Origin of the sequence: Micromonospora sp. DT44, from assembly GCF_049841635.1 — a bacterium.
GTDB lineage: Bacteria > Actinomycetota > Actinomycetes > Mycobacteriales > Micromonosporaceae > Micromonospora.
The window spans coordinates 1-15,324 of sequence record NZ_JBNCKS010000095.1; the positions used below are offsets into that span (position 1 = coordinate 1).

The 15,324-nt window shown below is 71.0% G+C and carries 13 protein-coding genes; 11 read left to right on the top strand and 2 right to left on the bottom strand.

Features of this window, described 5'->3' with window-relative positions; genetic code table 11:
- The first annotated feature begins 292 nt into the window (after positions 1-292).
- From ruvC to ACLQ25_RS31385, 8 genes are all read left to right on the top strand, one after another.
- Positions 293-820 (top strand): crossover junction endodeoxyribonuclease RuvC, encoded by a 528-nt coding sequence (gene ruvC / locus ACLQ25_RS31350; RefSeq protein ID WP_425734346.1) that lies wholly within the window; start codon positions 293-295, stop codon positions 818-820.
- Positions 817-1,419, top strand: coding sequence for a Holliday junction branch migration protein RuvA (ruvA, locus tag ACLQ25_RS31355; RefSeq protein ID WP_425734347.1), 603 nt, complete (start codon positions 817-819; stop codon positions 1,417-1,419). The genes ruvC and ruvA overlap by 4 nt, the downstream gene beginning before the upstream one ends.
- Positions 1,416-2,483 (top strand): Holliday junction branch migration DNA helicase RuvB, encoded by a 1,068-nt coding sequence (gene ruvB, locus ACLQ25_RS31360; RefSeq protein ID WP_425734348.1) that lies wholly within the window; start codon positions 1,416-1,418, stop codon positions 2,481-2,483. The genes ruvA and ruvB overlap by 4 nt, the downstream gene beginning before the upstream one ends.
- 139 nt (positions 2,484-2,622) lie before the next feature.
- Complete coding sequence (gene yajC, locus ACLQ25_RS31365) at positions 2,623-2,961, top strand: preprotein translocase subunit YajC (protein WP_425734349.1); 339 nt, start codon at positions 2,623-2,625, stop codon at positions 2,959-2,961.
- Positions 2,962-3,243: 282 nt separating this feature from the next.
- Positions 3,244-5,157, top strand: a complete 1,914-nt coding sequence (secD, locus tag ACLQ25_RS31370; protein WP_425734350.1) for a protein translocase subunit SecD — start codon at positions 3,244-3,246, stop codon at positions 5,155-5,157.
- 1 nt (position 5,158) lies between these two features.
- Positions 5,159-6,349: a protein translocase subunit SecF gene (gene secF, locus ACLQ25_RS31375; RefSeq protein ID WP_425734351.1), complete on the top strand. Its 1,191-nt coding sequence runs from the start codon at positions 5,159-5,161 to the stop codon at positions 6,347-6,349.
- A 200-nt stretch (positions 6,350-6,549) separates the two neighbouring features.
- Positions 6,550-7,116 (top strand): adenine phosphoribosyltransferase, encoded by a 567-nt coding sequence (locus ACLQ25_RS31380; protein ID WP_425734352.1) that lies wholly within the window; start codon positions 6,550-6,552, stop codon positions 7,114-7,116.
- 246 nt (positions 7,117-7,362) lie between these two features.
- The gene (locus ACLQ25_RS31385) at positions 7,363-9,882 is read left to right on the top strand and encodes a RelA/SpoT family protein (protein ID WP_425734353.1); all 2,520 of its coding nucleotides are present in this window, start codon (positions 7,363-7,365) and stop codon (positions 9,880-9,882) included.
- Positions 9,883-9,948: 66 nt separating this feature from the next.
- Here the strand turns inward: ACLQ25_RS31385 and ACLQ25_RS31390 are convergent, their stop codons facing one another.
- A complete protein-coding gene (locus ACLQ25_RS31390; RefSeq protein ID WP_425734354.1) occupies positions 9,949-10,788 on the bottom strand; it encodes a peptidylprolyl isomerase in 840 nt (279 codons plus the stop codon).
- Between the two features lie 60 nt (positions 10,789-10,848).
- Positions 10,849-11,721: a peptidylprolyl isomerase gene (locus tag ACLQ25_RS31395; RefSeq protein ID WP_425734355.1), complete on the bottom strand. Its 873-nt coding sequence runs from the start codon at positions 11,719-11,721 to the stop codon at positions 10,849-10,851.
- 266 nt (positions 11,722-11,987) lie between these two features.
- Between ACLQ25_RS31395 and ACLQ25_RS31400 the strand changes: the two genes are divergently transcribed.
- From ACLQ25_RS31400 to ACLQ25_RS31410, 3 genes are all read left to right on the top strand, one after another.
- Complete coding sequence (locus ACLQ25_RS31400; RefSeq protein ID WP_425734356.1) at positions 11,988-12,698, top strand: MBL fold metallo-hydrolase; 711 nt, start codon at positions 11,988-11,990, stop codon at positions 12,696-12,698.
- Between the two features lie 72 nt (positions 12,699-12,770).
- Positions 12,771-14,099: a histidine--tRNA ligase gene (gene hisS, locus ACLQ25_RS31405; RefSeq protein ID WP_425734357.1), complete on the top strand. Its 1,329-nt coding sequence runs from the start codon at positions 12,771-12,773 to the stop codon at positions 14,097-14,099.
- Positions 14,100-14,169: 70 nt separating this feature from the next.
- A complete protein-coding gene (locus tag ACLQ25_RS31410; RefSeq protein WP_425734358.1) occupies positions 14,170-15,111 on the top strand; it encodes an acyl-ACP desaturase in 942 nt (313 codons plus the stop codon).
- The last annotated feature ends 213 nt before the right edge of the window (positions 15,112-15,324 follow it).

A 15,324-nucleotide genomic window follows, 5' to 3' on the forward strand; every position in this document is an offset into this window, starting at 1 on the left:
ACCCTGACCAGCACCGCGACTACTCCACGCAGCCTGCCAATCCCCCCTGAACAGCCCAAACAGGATGAGACAAGCTCACTGATGTTGCTGTCTCCGACGCGGCTGAGGCAGCAACTTCGGTGATGTTGTGAGGATCTTGGGCGCGGGGCGCGGGGCGCGGGGCGTGGGGTGCGGGGGCGTGGGGTGCGGGGGCGTGGGGTGCGGGGGCGTGGGGTGCGGGGCGTGTCCCGTGGGGGCCGTGGGAAGGGTGGGGGTTAGGGTGTCGAACACACGTACTGGGGGAGGGGGCGGCGTGCGGGTGCTGGGGGTCGACCCGGGGTTGACGCGCTGTGGGGTGGGCGTCGTCGAGGGCGTGCCCGGCCGGCCCTGCACGCTGGTCGCCTACTACGTGGTCTACAACGATCCGGCCGACGACCTGGCGTTGCGGCTGCTGCACCTGGACCGGTCGCTGACCGAGTTGGTGGCCAAGCACGAACCGGAGAGTGTCGCCGTCGAGCGGGTGTTCAGTCAGCACAACGTCCGAACGGTGATGGGCACCGCCCAGGCCAGCGGCATCGCGGTGCTGGCCGGGGCGCGGGCCGGGCTGCCGGTGCAGACGTACACGCCCAGCGAGGTGAAGGCGGCGGTGACCGGTTCCGGTAAGGCCGACAAGGCGCAGATGACCGCGATGGTGACCCGGCTGCTGCGGTTGGCCGAGCCGCCGAAGCCGGCGGACGCCGCCGACGCGCTCGCCCTGGCCATCTGTCACGTGTGGCGCGGTGGCACCCGTTCCAAGCTGGCCGTCGCGGCCGACCGGGCACGACGAGGAGGAGCACGATGATCGCCAGCGTGCGCGGCACGGTGACCGCGACGGGTCCGGATCTGGCCGTGATCGAGGTCGGCGGGGTTGGTCTGGCCGTGCACTGCGCCCCCGGGACGCTCGCGGAGCTGCGGGTGGGGCAGCCGGCGCGGCTGGCGACCAGCCTGGTGGTCCGGGAGGACTCGCTGACCCTGTACGGGTTCGCCGACGACGATGCCAGGGCGCTGTTCGAGCTGTTGCAGACCGCCAGTGGGGTCGGCCCGCGGCTGGCCCAGGCCGTGCTGGCGGTGCACACGCCGGACGCGGTGCGCAAGGCCATCGCCAACGCGGACACCGCCGCGCTGACCCGGGTGCCCGGCATCGGCAAGAAGGGCGCCGAGCGTCTGGTGCTGGAGTTGCGCGACCGCATCGGCCCGGTCTCGATCGGCGCCGACGGGGCCGGTGGCGTGACCGGTGGCGCGTGGTCCGACCAGGTCCGGCAGGCGCTTGTCGGTCTGGGCTGGACGGCCGGGCAGGCGGATCAGGCGGTGGCCGCCGTGGCGGAGACGATCGACGGGCCCACCCCGCCCGTGCCGGTCCTGCTCAAGCAGGCCATCCGGCTGCTGGGCCGTACCCGATGAGCGAGACCGACGGGCTCGTCTCGGCGTACGTCAGCGATGCCGAGCGCGATGCCGAGGCGACCGTACGGCCTCAGCGACTGGCGGAGTTCATCGCCCAGGACCGGGTGCGTGACCAGCTCGACCTGCTGTTGCAGGGCGCGATGCGGCGGGGGTCGCCGCCGGACCACATCCTGCTCTCCGGGCCGCCCGGGCTGGGCAAGACGAGCCTCGCCAATATCGTCGCCGCTGAGCTGGGCGCGGGCATCCGGGTGACCAGCGGTCCGGCGATCGAACGGTCGGGTGACCTGGCGGCGATCCTGACCAGCCTCGCCGAGGGCGACGTGCTCTTCATCGACGAGATCCACCGGATCGCCCGGCCGGCGGAGGAGCTGCTCTACAGCGCGATGGAGGACTTCCGGGTCGACGTGGTGGTCGGCAAGGGTCCGGGCGCGACCGCGATCCCGTTGGACGTCGAGCCGTTCACCCTGGTCGGCGCGACCACTCGCTCGGGTCTGCTGACCGGGCCCATGCGGGACCGGTTCGGCTTCGTCGCGCACCTCGACTTCTACGCGCCGGCGGATCTGGAGACGCTCCTGCACCGTTCGGCGCGCATCCTCGGGGTGCCGATCACCCCGGATGGCGCGGCCGAGATCGCCGGCCGCTCCCGGGGCACGCCCCGGATCGCCAACCGGTTGTTGCGCCGGGTCCGTGACTACGCGGAGGTCCGCGCCGACGGAGTGGTCACCCTCGGCACCGCCCGCAAGGCTCTGACGGTGTACGACGTCGACGCGCTGGGTCTGGACCGGCTGGACAAAGCGGTGCTGAGGGCCCTGGTGGACTCGTTCCGGGGTGGTCCGGTCGGGTTGTCCACCCTCGCCGTGGCGGTGGGGGAGCAGCCGGACACGGTCGAGGAGGTCTGCGAGCCGTTCCTGGTGCGTGCCGGCCTGTTGGCGCGTACGCCCCGGGGGCGGGTGGCGACGGAGGCCGCCTGGCTACATCTGGGGCGTACGCCGCCGAATGGTACATTTGGGGCGGATATCCCGCCAGCACCCGATCTGTTCTCGGTAGATACCGATCAGCCGTAATGTGAACGTGATCTGTGCCGCATTCGGTGTTCCCAGGTGCAGGGATTAGACTTCGCCGCGGTCTGTACAGGTTGTGAGAATCCGCCTCCGCTCCGGCACCCCCCGTGCCGGCGTGGAGGCCAATGGGAAGGCAGTAACCGTGCAATACCTTGCAGCGGGTGGTGGAGCCGGCGGCTTCACGCCGGTCCTGATGGTCGTCCTGCTCGGCGGCGTCGTGTACTTCATGATGATCCGTCCCCAGCAGAAGCGTCGTCGCGACGCCGAGGCCATGCAGTCCGGGCTCGGCCCGGGCGACGAGGTCGTCACCATCGGCGGGCTCTACGGCACGGTCACCGGCGTCGAGGATGACGCCGTCCTGCTCGAGATCGCTCCGGGCGTCCAGACCCGCTACGCCCGCCCGGCCATCGCCCGGGTGGTCACCCGCGCGGAGCTGCCGAGAGAGCCGGTCACCGAGGACGCGGACACCGTCAAGGAGTGACCTCCCCGCGAGGGGTCGACGGTTCCGGCGGCAAGGCCGGCCCACCGACTCCCCGGGGCGCCGCGCCCGACGGGGCAGCGGACGTGACGTGAAACAACTGGATAGTTGGGTCGACGCCGGGCGTCGGCACGTTCCCGTAGCCGTCGGCGTCCCCGTGCCGGCGTGTCCGGTCACTGTGTCGGCACCCCGCCGACCCGGGTCAGATCGTTGGCCGGAACCCCCGGCCCGACACTCGCCGCCGCCGCGCGCAGCGGCGCGACCGTACAGGGAGACAGGACAACCGTGGCACCACCTCAGGGACAGATGCGCCCCGGCCGGCAACTCGCCGTGCTCGGGCTCATCTTCGTCGTCCTCTACCTTCTGGTGTTCTTCGCGGGCGGTGCCAGCGGCAGCTTCAAGGACCGGCTGGAGCCACGGCTCGGCCTGGACCTGATCGGCGGCACCCGGGTCACGCTGGAGGCGACCAACTCCGTCGACGGTAAGCCCCCGACGGCGGAGAACCTCGAGGAGGCCCGCCAGATCATCGAGAGCCGGGTCAACGCGTTCGGCGTGGCCGAGGCCGAGGTGGTCACCGAGGGCAACCGGAACATCGTCATCTCCCTGCCCGGTGAGAACCGGGACCTCACCGACGTGGGCAGCGCCGCCGAGTTGCGCTTCCGCAAGGTGCTCAAGGCCGCCGACGGCAGCGGGACGGCCGTCGCGCCGCCGGCCGCCGCGCCGACCCCGAGCGCCGCGCCGCCGTCCGGCGCCCCGTCGGCCAGCGCCGCGCCGAAGGTGAGCCCGTCGGCGACCGGCGCGGCGAAGGTGAGCCCGTCGGCCAGCGGTGGACAGGGCGGGATGGCGCCCGCGCCATCCGCCAGCGCCACGCCGACCCCGTCGGCCTCCGCGAGTGCCGCGCCCTCGGCGAGCGCCAGCGCCGAGCCGGTGCCGGCGAGCATCGAGGAGCAGCGCAAGGCAGTCGAGCAGAAGGTCGGGGCCGCCGCCTGGCAGGCCGCGAGTGGCCTGCAGGCCCCCGCCGACCTGAGCGCCGACCCGTCACTGGGCGACAAGCTCAAGCCGTTCAGCACGCTGACCCCGCAAGAGGTCGCCGTCCTGCCGGCGCAGACGCAGTTCAACGTGCCGACGATCGGTTGCGCGCAGCTCGACAAGCGCCCGCCGGCGTCGATCTCCGACCCGAAGCAGCAGGTCGTCTCCTGCGAGGACGGCGCGTCGAAGTACCTGCTCGACCAGGCCAAGGTGCTGGGCACCGACGTGGACGACGCCGACGCGGTGCTCGACCAGGCCAACTCCTGGGTGGTCAGCCTCGACTTCACGGGCGACGGCCAGGGCAAGTGGACGGCGCTGACCCGCGAGGCGTTCGGCAACGAGGGCCAGGCCTGTGACGCCACCGCCCTCGGCCAGGACGGCAAGTGCCGGGTGGCCGTCGTGCTGGACAACGAGATCGTCTCCTCGCCGGAGATCCAGGGTGTGCTGACCGGCAACTCGCAGATCACCGGCCAGTTCACCCAGAAGGACGCCAGCACCCTCGCCGGTCAGCTCCGCTACGGCGCGCTGCCGGTGACTTTCGAGCAGCAGGAGGCGCAGAACGTCACGGCGACCCTGGGCGCCAGCCACCTGCGGGCCGGTCTGCTCGCGGCGGGCATCGGCATGCTGCTGGTCATCATCTACGCGTTCTTCTACTACCGGCTGCTCGGCTCGGTCATCTTCCTGAGCCTGATCCTCTCCGCGCTGCTGGTCTTCGGCGCGCTGGTGGTGCTCGGCCGGCAGATCGGCTTCACGCTCACCCTCGCCGGGATCGCCGGCATGATCGTCTCGCTCGGTGTGGCGGCGGACTCGTTCGTCATCTACTTCGAGCGACTCAAGGACGAGATCAGAGAGGGTCGCAGCCCACGCAGCGCGGTGCCCCGCGCCTGGATCCGGGCCCGCCGGACGATCATCTCGGCCAACGCGATCACGTTGCTCTCCGCGGTGGTGCTCTACGTGGTCTCGGTCGGCACGGTCAAGGGCTTCGCGTTCGCGCTCGGCCTGGCCACGGTGCTGGACCTGGTCGTGGTCTTCCTCTTCCGGCACCCGATCATGACGATGTTCGCCCGGACCCGGGCGTTCCTGTCCCCGCGGGTCAGCGGCCTGGGCCGGGCTCTTCCGGCCCGCAGCCAGCAGACTCAGCCCCGCAACCCGCGCGCCAAGGAGGCCTGAGATGGCTCAAAACGGTTTGGCGAGCCGCCTCTACAACGGCGAGGCCGGTCTCAACATCGTCGGCCGCCGCAAGCTGTGGTTCGGCGTCGCCGGCGCCCTGATCCTGGTCGCGATCCTCAGCTTCGCGCTCCGCGGTTTCAGCCTCGGCATCGAGTTCGCCGGTGGTAACTCGTTCCAGGTGCCGGCCAGTGTCGGCACCCTGGACGACGCCGAGCGCGAGGTCAACTCGGCCCTCGCGACCGAGAACACCGGCGTCGAGGTCGCCACCACGCAGAAGGTCGGCGGCCCGGGTGGCGACTCGTACGAGCTGCGGACGCCGCAGCTCACCGTCGAGCAGGCCAACGCGGTCAAGGCCCAGATCGCCGAAGACCTCAACATCAACGCCAACGAGATCAGCAGCAACCAGGTCAGCGAGGCGTGGGGCAGCCAGGTGACCGAGCGGGCCGTGCTCGGCCTGGTCATCTTCATCGCGCTGGTGATGGTCTACCTGATCCTGCGCTTCGAGTGGCGGATGGCCGTCGCCGCGGTCTCGTCGCTGTTCATGAACCTGATCCTGACCGCCGGCATCTACTCGCTGGTCGGTTTCGAGGTCACCCCGTCGACGATCATCGGCTTCCTCACGATCCTGGGCTTCGCGCTCTACGACGTGGTGGTGGTCTTCGACAAGGTGCAGGAGAACACGCGGGGCATCACCGCCAACAACAACATGACGTACAGCGAGGCGGCCAACCTGGCCGTCAACCAGAGCCTCATGCGGTCGCTGAACACCTCCGTGGTGGCGCTGCTGCCCGTCGGTGGTCTGCTCTTCATCGGTGCCGGCCTGCTCGGCGCGGGCACCCTGAAGGACCTCGGCCTGGTGCTGTTCGTCGGTATGGCGGTGGCGTTCCTGACGTCCATCCTGGTGGCGACGCCGCTGCTGGCGCTGCTGAAGAACTACGACCCGCGTATCCAGGCGCACAACAAGCGGGTGCAGACCCGCCGGGGTGCGTTGGGCCGTGGTGAGGCCACCGGCAAGGTCACGTCGACGCCGGTCGACGGCGACGCGGCCGACGTGATCGACCCGGACTCGGCGGCGCTGGCCGGCGCGGCCCCCAAGGTGGGTTCGCGGCCGGTGGGCAAGCGGCCGACCGGCACGCGGGGCGGTCGCCCCGGCGGCGGCGGTAACCGGCCCGGTGGCGCGAAGCGTCGCTGACCACCCCCGCCGCTCACCGGGCCAGAGGTTGGGGGCGAAGCGTCGCTGACCACCCTCGGCGCCCCCCGGGCCAGAGGCTGGGCGCGAAGCGTCGCTGACCACCCCGGGGCTGACCCGGGAGGAAACGCCCGAACGGCGTCCGGCATGCTGTGCGAGCAGCGTGCCGGACGCCGTCGTCGTTGGAAGGGAACGCAACAGCCGTGACGGAGACCCACAGCATCGCCCCGCGCGGGGACAGCGGCCCGGAGGCCGCCCGACTGGTGGCCAGCCGGGTGCTGGACGTGCCCGACTTCCCGAAGCCCGGTGTTCTGTTCAAGGACCTGATGCCGTTGTTCGCCGACGGGAAGGCGTTCCGCGAGGTTGTCGACGGGATCGTCGCGTACCACGGGCGGGACGCGTTCGACGTGGTGGTCGGCATCGAGGCGCGGGGGTTCGTCGTCGCGGCGGCCGTCGCGTACGCGGCCGGGGTGGGTGTCGTGCCGGTGCGTAAGGCCGGCAAGTTGCCCCGCCCGGCGCACTCGGTGTCGTACGCCCTAGAGTACGGCGAGGCCACGCTCGAGGTGCACGAGGACGCCTTCACCGCCGGCCACCGGGTGCTCGTCGTCGACGACGTGCTGGCCACCGGGGGCACCGCCGAGGCGACGCTGGACCTGGTCGAGCGCGCGGGCGGTACGGTGACGGGCTTCACCGTCCTGTTGGAGCTTGCCTTCCTGGGCGCGCGGGAGCGACTGACCCCGCGTCCGGTCCATGCCCTGTTGACCGTTTGATCCCTGTCGCGCCGGCATCGGGACGACGGTGTGACCACGCTGCGTGCCGACCGGCCGTGCCGACCGGCGGAGCCGAGGCCCGGTCGGGCCGGCCGCCCGGGCGTCGACCGTCCGGCGGAGCGGCAGGGGGCCGTCCGTGCGGGTAGCATTGCCCATTGCTGACGCCGGCGGTACACCGTCCGGCGACGCGAGACCAGGCCGGCCGACACACGGCCGGCGTGTTTCCGGCGAGCGGTGAGGAGGCCGGTGTCCCACGATGTCGTCCCTCCGGCGGAGGGCACGGTGCACCCCACAGGCGACGCTGACGGCTCGGTGACCGACTGGAACGGCGACGCGCCGGCCCGGGTGACGGGCACCGACAACGGCTCCGGCAGGGCTCCTGCCGACAGCGTGACGGCTCCTACCGATGTCACGGCGAGCGCCGTCGAGGCGGCGCCCGGCGCGGACGGGGTTGTGGTTCCGTTCCCGACGGACGTCGACCCGTCGCCGAGCGGCGGCTTCGGGTTCTCCAACGCACCTACCGGCCGACGGGTGCGCGCCCGCCTGGCCCGGTTCAACGCGCCCTGGCAGACCTCGCAGGTCAGCGAGGTGCTGGAGCCGCTCATCGCCAGCCACCGGGAGAACCACCCGAAGGCCGACGCGCGGTTGCTCCAGCGTGCCTTCGACACGGCCGCGCGGTGGCACTCCGGCCAGTACCGCAAGTCCGGCGACCCGTACATCACGCACCCGCTCGCGGTGGCCACCATCCTGGGCAACCTGGGGATGGACACGACCACGCTGGTCGCCGCGCTGCTGCACGACACGATCGAGGACACCGAGTACACCCTCGACGCGATGCGCGCCGACTTCGGCGGCGAGGTCGCCCTGCTCGTCGACGGCGTCACCAAGCTGGACAAGGTCAAGCTGGGCGACGCGGCCAAGGCCGAGACGATCCGCAAGATGGTCGTGGCGATGGCCAAGGATCCGCGGGTGCTGGTGATCAAGCTGGCCGACCGGCTGCACAACATGCGTACCCTGTCCTTCCTGCCGGCGCCGAAGCGCGAGCAGAAGGCCAAGGAGACCCTGGAGATCCTCGCGCCGCTGGCCCACCGCCTCGGTATGAACACGATCAAGTGGGAGCTGGAGGATCTGGCCTTCGGCACGCTCTTCCCGAAGCGGTTCGAGGAGATCAACCGGCTGATCGGTGAGCACCAGCCGCAGCGCGAGTCGCTGCTGCGGCAGGTCACCCAGAAGGTCGGCACCGACCTCAAGGCCGCCAAGATCAAGGCGGAGACGACCGGCCGACCGAAGCACCTCTACTCGATCTACCAGAAGATGATCGTGCGGGGTCGCGACTTCAACGACATCTACGACCTGGTCGGTGTGCGGATCCTGGTCGACACGGTGCGGGACTGCTACGCGGCGCTGGGGGTCATCCACGCCAACTGGCAGCCGGTGCCGGGCCGGTTCAAGGACTACATCGCCATGCCCAAGTTCAACATGTACCAGTCGTTGCACACGACGGTCATCGGGCCCACCGGCAAGCCGGTGGAGATGCAGATCCGCACGTACGCCATGCACCGCACCGCCGAGTTCGGCATCGCCGCGCACTGGAAGTACAAGGAGCACAAGGGCACCCTGGTGGTCGGTCCGCCGGCGCACATCGACGAGATGACCTGGCTGCGGCAGCTGCTGGACTGGCAGCGTGAGGCCGCCGACCCGAGCGAGTTCCTGGACGCGCTGCGCTTCGACCTGTCCAGCCAGGAGGTGTACGTCTTCACCCCCAAGGGTGACGTCATCCCGCTGCCGACCGGGTCGACGCCGGTGGACTTCGCGTACGCGGTGCACACCGAGGTCGGGCACAAGTGCATCGGCGCGCGGGTCAACGGCAAGCTCGTGCCGCTGGAGTCGACGCTGTCCAACGGCGACGTGATCGAGATCTTCACGTCGAAGTCCGAGACGGCCGGCCCCACGCAGGACTGGCTGGGCTTCGTCAAGAGCCCGCGCGCCCGCACCAAGATCCGCCAGTACTTCAACAAGGAGCGGCGCGAGGAGGCGATCGAGGCCGGCAAGGACGCGATCGTCAAGGCGATGCGCAAGCAGGGCATGCCGCTGCAGCGGATGCTCACCTCCGACGCGCTGATGTCGATCGCGCGGGACCTGCACCTCGCCGACGTGGCCTCGCTCTACGCGGCCGTCGGCGACAGCCAGGTCTCCGCGCAGTCGGTGGTGCAGAAGCTGATGGCCGCGTACGGCGGCGAGGAGGGCGCGGCGGAGGACATCGCCGAGACCGCCGTCGCCACCCGGCCGCCGCGCAGCCGGCAGAGCAGCAGCGACCCGGGCGTGGTGGTCCGGGGCGTCAGCGACGTCTGGATCAAGCTGGCGCGGTGCTGCACCCCGGTGCCACCGGACTCGGTGTTCGGGTTCGTCACCCGCTCCGGTGGGGTGAGCGTGCACCGTGACGACTGCGCCAACGCCGAGGACCTGCGGGCGCAGGCCGAGCGGGTGGTCGAGGTGAGCTGGAAGCTCACGTCCGCCTCCACGTTCCTGGTGGCGATCCAGGTCGAGGCTCTGGACCGGCACAAGCTGCTCGCCGACGTCACCCGGGTGCTCTCCGACGAGCGGGTGAACATCCTGTCCGCGACCGTCACCACCACCCGGGACCGGGTCGCGGTGAGCCGGTTCAGCTTCGAGATGGCCGACCCGAAGCACCTGGGCCACCTGTTGGCCACCGTTCGCAAGGTCGACGGCGTGTTCGACGCGTACCGGGTCACCTCCGGCGCCTGACGCGTACCCCACACACGAGAGCGCCCGCCGGCTCAGCCGGCGGGCGCTTCGACATCCTGGCGGGCGTCAGCCCTGCGGTGCGCTCATCGTGAGGGTCTTGATGACGACCTCCTTCTTCGGGTGGCCGCCACCGGCCTGCTGGGCGAACGCCCCGTCTTCGCCGGCCTTGGCCACGTCCTTGACGATGTCCATGCCACCGGTGACGGTGCCCAGCACGGTGTACGCCGGGTCGAGCGGCGAGTCCCCGTACACGATGAAGAACTGGCTACCGGTGCTGCCCGGCTGACCGGAGTTGGCCATCGCGATGACACCCTCCGGGTACGGCGGGCGCTTGTCGGTGGGCAGGTTCTCCTCGGGCAGCCGGAAGCTCGGGCCACCCGTGCCGTCGGTGTCGCGCCAACCCTTGCCGGTGGCGCTCGGGTCGCCGCACTGCAGCACCTTGATGCCCTCGGTCACCAGGCGGTGGCACTTGGTGTTGTCGAAGAACTTCTTCTCGGCGAGGAGGCTGAACGCCCCCGCGGTGCAGGGCACCTGCGACCGGTCGACCTTGGCCGTGATCGGGCCCAGGTTGGTGTCGATCGTCATGGTCTGCACACCGTTGGCGGACTGCTGGTTGCTCGGTACCCCGACGTCCTTGATCTGCGGGGACCGCTGGTCGGCCGGCATCGCGTTGTAGACGCACTCGGACGCCCCGGGCGCCGACGCGGCGTTCTTGTCCTTGTCGTCGTCGCCGCCGAGGGTCGTGGCCAGCCAGACGGTGCCGGCGACCACGAGGACCAGCACGGCGGCGGCGCCGACGATCGCCTGCGTCTGGCGGCGCTTGCGGGCCTTGGCCGAGCGTTCGGCCATCTCCTTCTCGAGTCGGGCGCGTGCCGCCGCGCGCTGCCGCTCTCTGGTGGACGTCACGCCTGGATCCTCCTGGCTGTTTGCTGCGGGGTGCCGCTCGGGTTGGGTGGGGGCGACCGGTCAGCCGGCGCTCGGGCTGCTGGCCGGGGCGCCGGACGGCGGCGGTGCCGCGCTGGTGACCGGCTCGCCGACCGTGAGGCTCTGGATCACCACGTCGGTCTTGGGCTTCACCTTCGCCCCGGTCCCATTGTCCACGGTCGGCTGGGCGCCGATCTTCTCCACCACGTCCAGCCCGCCGGTGACCTTGCCGATCACCGGGTACGTCGGGTCCGCGGTGGTGAAGTCCTTGAAGAAGATCAGGAACTGGCTGCCGTTGGTGCCCGGCGGGTTGGAGATCATCGCCACGGTGCCCTTGGGGTACGTCGGCGGCTGTCCGGGCGCGGGGCTGGCCGAGGGCGACGGCGCGGTCGGCACGTCCTCGTCGTAGAACGAGTAGGTGGGCCCACCGAGGCCGGTGCCGCTGGGGTCACCGCAGCGCAGCGCGCCGTCGGTGGTGATCTCGTGGCACTTGGTGTTGTCGTAGAACGACCGACCCGCCAGGTGGGCGATGCTCGCGGCGGCGCACGGGGAGCTCGTCAGGTTCAGCTCGGCGGTGATCGGCGCGCCCTGGTTGGTGGTGACGGTCATCGGCCGGGTGCCGTCGGTCGGCAGACCCTTGTTCTCCGGCGTACCGACGTCCTTGAGGTTGGTGTTCGCCGTCGCGTCCTGCGGCGTCCAGAGGCAGGTGTCCTCGGCCGCCGCGTTCTGCTTCGGGTCGGAGTCGAACGCCCCGAGCGCCCAGGCCGAGCCGGCCACGATCACCGCGAGGACCAGGAAGGCGCCCACACCGGCCTGGATCTGCCGACGACGCCGTGTGGCGGCCGCCCGGCGTGCCATCTGCCGATCGAGCTTGGCCCGCGCCAGTTTGCGCTGCCGGTCCCTGCTGGAAGCCACAGGTGCTCCCCTTTCTTCGCCTGATCGTCACCGGCGGCCGGCTATCCCGGCCCGTCCGGGCGTCGCGTGTGCCGCGCCACACGCCCGCCAGAGTGTACGGCTAGTGACTGGGAATGTGGTGTACGAGGTCCACCCCGTCCCGAGCAGCGCTTATCGGAAGTTGTCACTGTGCCGGTCGGGGCGCGCGGGACGGACGCGGCAAACCCGCTCGGCCCGCCCGATAGGCTGCTGGGCAGGACGACAGCTCGACGGAGAGGACAGCGCCCGTGCTCGTGGCCGGCTTTCCCGCGGACGCCTTCGGCACCAACTGTTACGTGGTCGCCACCGCGCCGGGGGAGCAGTGCGTGGTGGTCGACCCCGGCATCGGGGTGCTCGACCAGCTCGACGCGCTGCTCGCCGAGCACCGCCTGCATCCGGCCGCCGTGCTGCTCACCCACGGCCACCTGGACCACACGTTCTCGGTGGCGCCGGTCTGCGACGCCAGCGGGATCACCGCGTACGTGCACCCCGGCGACCGGGAGATGCTCGCCGACCCGGCCAAGGGCCTCTCGGCCGACCTGACGTCGCTCTTCGGCGGCCGGTTGAGCTACAGCGAGCCGGAGGACGTGGCCGAGTTGACCGACGGCGCCACCCTCACGCTCGCCGGCCTGGAGATCGCCGTCGACCACGCGCCGGGCCATACCGGCGGGTCGGTGCTGTTCCGGCTGCCCGGTGCCGGGTCGGGCTGGGAGGCGGACGAGATCTGCCTCTCCGGCGACGTCCTCTTCGCCGGTTCGATCGGCCGCACCGACCTGCCCGGCGGCAGCATGCCGGCCATGCTCGCCAGCCTGCGCGACAAGATCCTTCCGCTGGCCGACGACACCGTCGTGCTGCCCGGTCACGGCCCGAGCACCACCATCGGCCGCGAGCGCGCCAGCAACCCGTACCTCGTCGAGGTGGCCGGCACGTCGCCGGCCGCGCCCACCCGGGGTTTCTAGATCATTCGTCCGCGCCGCGCGCGGACCCACGACACCACCGCGCCACGGGCGCGGAACCGCAAGGAGTACGCGATGAGCAAGCCCACGCCCATCTCCGGGTTCCCGGAGTGGACCCCCGGTCAGCGGATGATCGAGCAGTTCGTGCTCGACAAGATCCGCGGCACTTTCGAGCTGTACGGGTTCGCCCCGCTGGAGACCCGCTCGGTGGAGCCCCTGGACCAGCTCCTGCGCAAGGGGGAGACCTCCAAGGAGGTCTACGTGATCCGGCGGCTGCACGCCGACGCCGAGGGCGCCGGTGGTGACGACCAGCTCGGGCTGCACTTCGACCTGACCGTGCCGTTCGCCCGCTACGTGCTGGAGAACGCCGGCAAGCTCACCTTCCCGTTCCGTCGTTACCAGATCCAGAAGGTGTGGCGGGGGGAGCGGCCGCAGGAGGGCCGCTACCGGGAGTTCGTCCAGGCCGACATCGACATCGTCGACCGGGACACCCTCGCCCCGCACCACGAGGCGGAGATGCCGCTGGTCATCGGGGACGCCCTGCGCGCCCTGCCCATCCCGCCGGTGACCATCCAGGTGAACAACCGCAAGATCTGGGAGGGCTTCTTCCGGGGCATCGGGGTGACCGACCCGGAGGCGGCGCTGCGTACGGTCGACAAGCTCGACAAGATCGGCCCGGCGAAGGTGGCCGAGCTGCTGGCCGAGACCGCCGGGGCGAGCGAGGCGCAGGCCAAGGCGTGTCTGGCGTTGGCCGAGATCTCCGCGCCGGACGCCTCGTTCGCCGACGCCGTACGCGCGCTCGGGGTCAGCGACCCGCTGCTGGACGAGGGCGTCGACGAGCTGGTCCGGGTGGTCCAGACCGCCGCCGACCACTCGCCCGGCCTCTGCGTGGCTGACCTGCGCATCGCCCGTGGCCTGGACTACTACACCGGCACGGTGTACGAGACGCAGCTCCGCGGCTACGAGCGGTTCGGGTCGATCTGCTCCGGCGGCCGGTACGACAACCTGGCAACCGCGGGCGCCACCTCGTACCCCGGTGTCGGTATCTCGATCGGGGTGACCCGGCTGCTCGGGCTGCTCTTCGGAGCGGGGGAGCTGTCCGTCTCCCGTTCGGTGCCCACCTGCGTGCTGGTGGCGCTGGCCGACGAGGAGCACCGTGCGACAAGCGACCGGATCGCGGCGGCGCTGCGTCGTCGGGGTATCGCCACCGAGGTGTCGCCGAGCGCGGCCAAGTTCGGCAAGCAGATCCGCTACGCCGAGCGGCGGGGCATTCCGTACGTCTGGTTCCCGGGGGCCGACGGCACGCCGGACGAGGTGAAGGACATCCGCTCCGGTGAACAGGTCGCGGCCGACGCGCAGGCCTGGACGCCCCCGGCGGGCGACCTGAAACCGGCGGTGGTTTGACGGCTCCACTGGCGCTAACGGTCGCGGGGACCTACGGTAGCGTAAGTTACGCCACCGTAGGGAGTTACTCGTGACCGTGAGCACCGCACTGAGCCAGACCGCCCTGCTCGTCGAGCTGGAGCCGGTAGTCGCGCGAAACCTGGACCGCCATCTCTCGCTGGCGAAGGAGTGGTTTCCGCACGAGTACGTGCCGTGGAGCGACGGTCGTACCTTCGACGGTCCGCTCGGCGGTGAGGCGTGGTCGCCCACCGACTCGGCGATCCCGGACGTGGCTCGTACGGCGCTGATCGTGAACCTGCTGACCGAGGACAACCTGCCCTCGTACCACCACGAGATCGCCACCCTGTTCGGTCGTGACGGCGCGTGGGGCACGTGGGTGCACCGGTGGACCGCCGAGGAGGGGCGGCACGGCGTCGCGATCCGCGACTACCTGACCGTGAGCCGTGCCGTCGACCCGGTGGCGTTGGAGCGGGCTCGGATGACGCACATGTCGGAGGGCTACACCAACGCCCACGGCGACGAGGTGCTGCACTCCCTGGCGTACGTCTCGTTCCAGGAGCTGGCCACCCGGATCTCGCACCGCAACACCGGCAAGGCCACCGGCGATCCGGTCTGCGAGGCGCTGCTGGCCCGGGTCGCCGCCGACGAGAACCTGCACATGGTCTTCTACCGCAACCTGCTCGCCGCCGCGTTCGAGCTGGCCCCGAGTCAGGCCATGCGGGCCGTCGCCGATGTGGTCGCCGACTTCCAGATGCCCGGCAGCGGCATCGAGGGCTTCGCCCGCAAGTCGGTGGCGATCGCGCTCGCCGGCATCTACGACCTGCGCCAGCACCGCGACGAGGTGTTGCAGCCGGTGCTGCGCCAGTGGGACGTCTTCAACGTGACAGGCCTGAACGCCGACGGCGAAGCAGCCCGCGAGCAACTCGCCACCCAGCTCGACGCCCTGGAGAACGCGGCGTCCCGCTTCGAGGAAAAGCGCGACGCGAGAGCCGCCCGCCTCTCCCAGCGCTAACCCCCACCCCCCACCCCCGCGTCCCACCCCACCTGTCCCCGTTGATCATGAAGTTATTGCGGCGACACGCCGATGGGGCGGGCAATAACTTCATGATCAACGGGGTGGACCCGGAACCGGGGCCGGGCCAGGGGGTGGGGGGTTAGTCCTTGTCGCCTCTGGCGAGGTGGCCCGTTCCGGGCTGAAAATCGTGTTGGTCGCTCGCTGACGTCG

Excerpts from the sequence above, each read along its gene's own strand:
- hisS (WP_425734357.1), top strand. The coding sequence starts at position 12,771 with ATGAGCAAGCCCACGCCCATCTCCGGGTTCCCGGAGTGGACCCCCGGT.
- ruvB (WP_425734348.1), top strand. The coding sequence starts at position 1,416 with ATGAGCGAGACCGACGGGCTCGTCTCGGCGTACGTCAGCGATGCCGAG.
- ruvA (WP_425734347.1), top strand. The coding sequence starts at position 817 with ATGATCGCCAGCGTGCGCGGCACGGTGACCGCGACGGGTCCGGATCTG.
- secF (WP_425734351.1), top strand. The coding sequence starts at position 5,159 with ATGGCTCAAAACGGTTTGGCGAGCCGCCTCTACAACGGCGAGGCCGGT.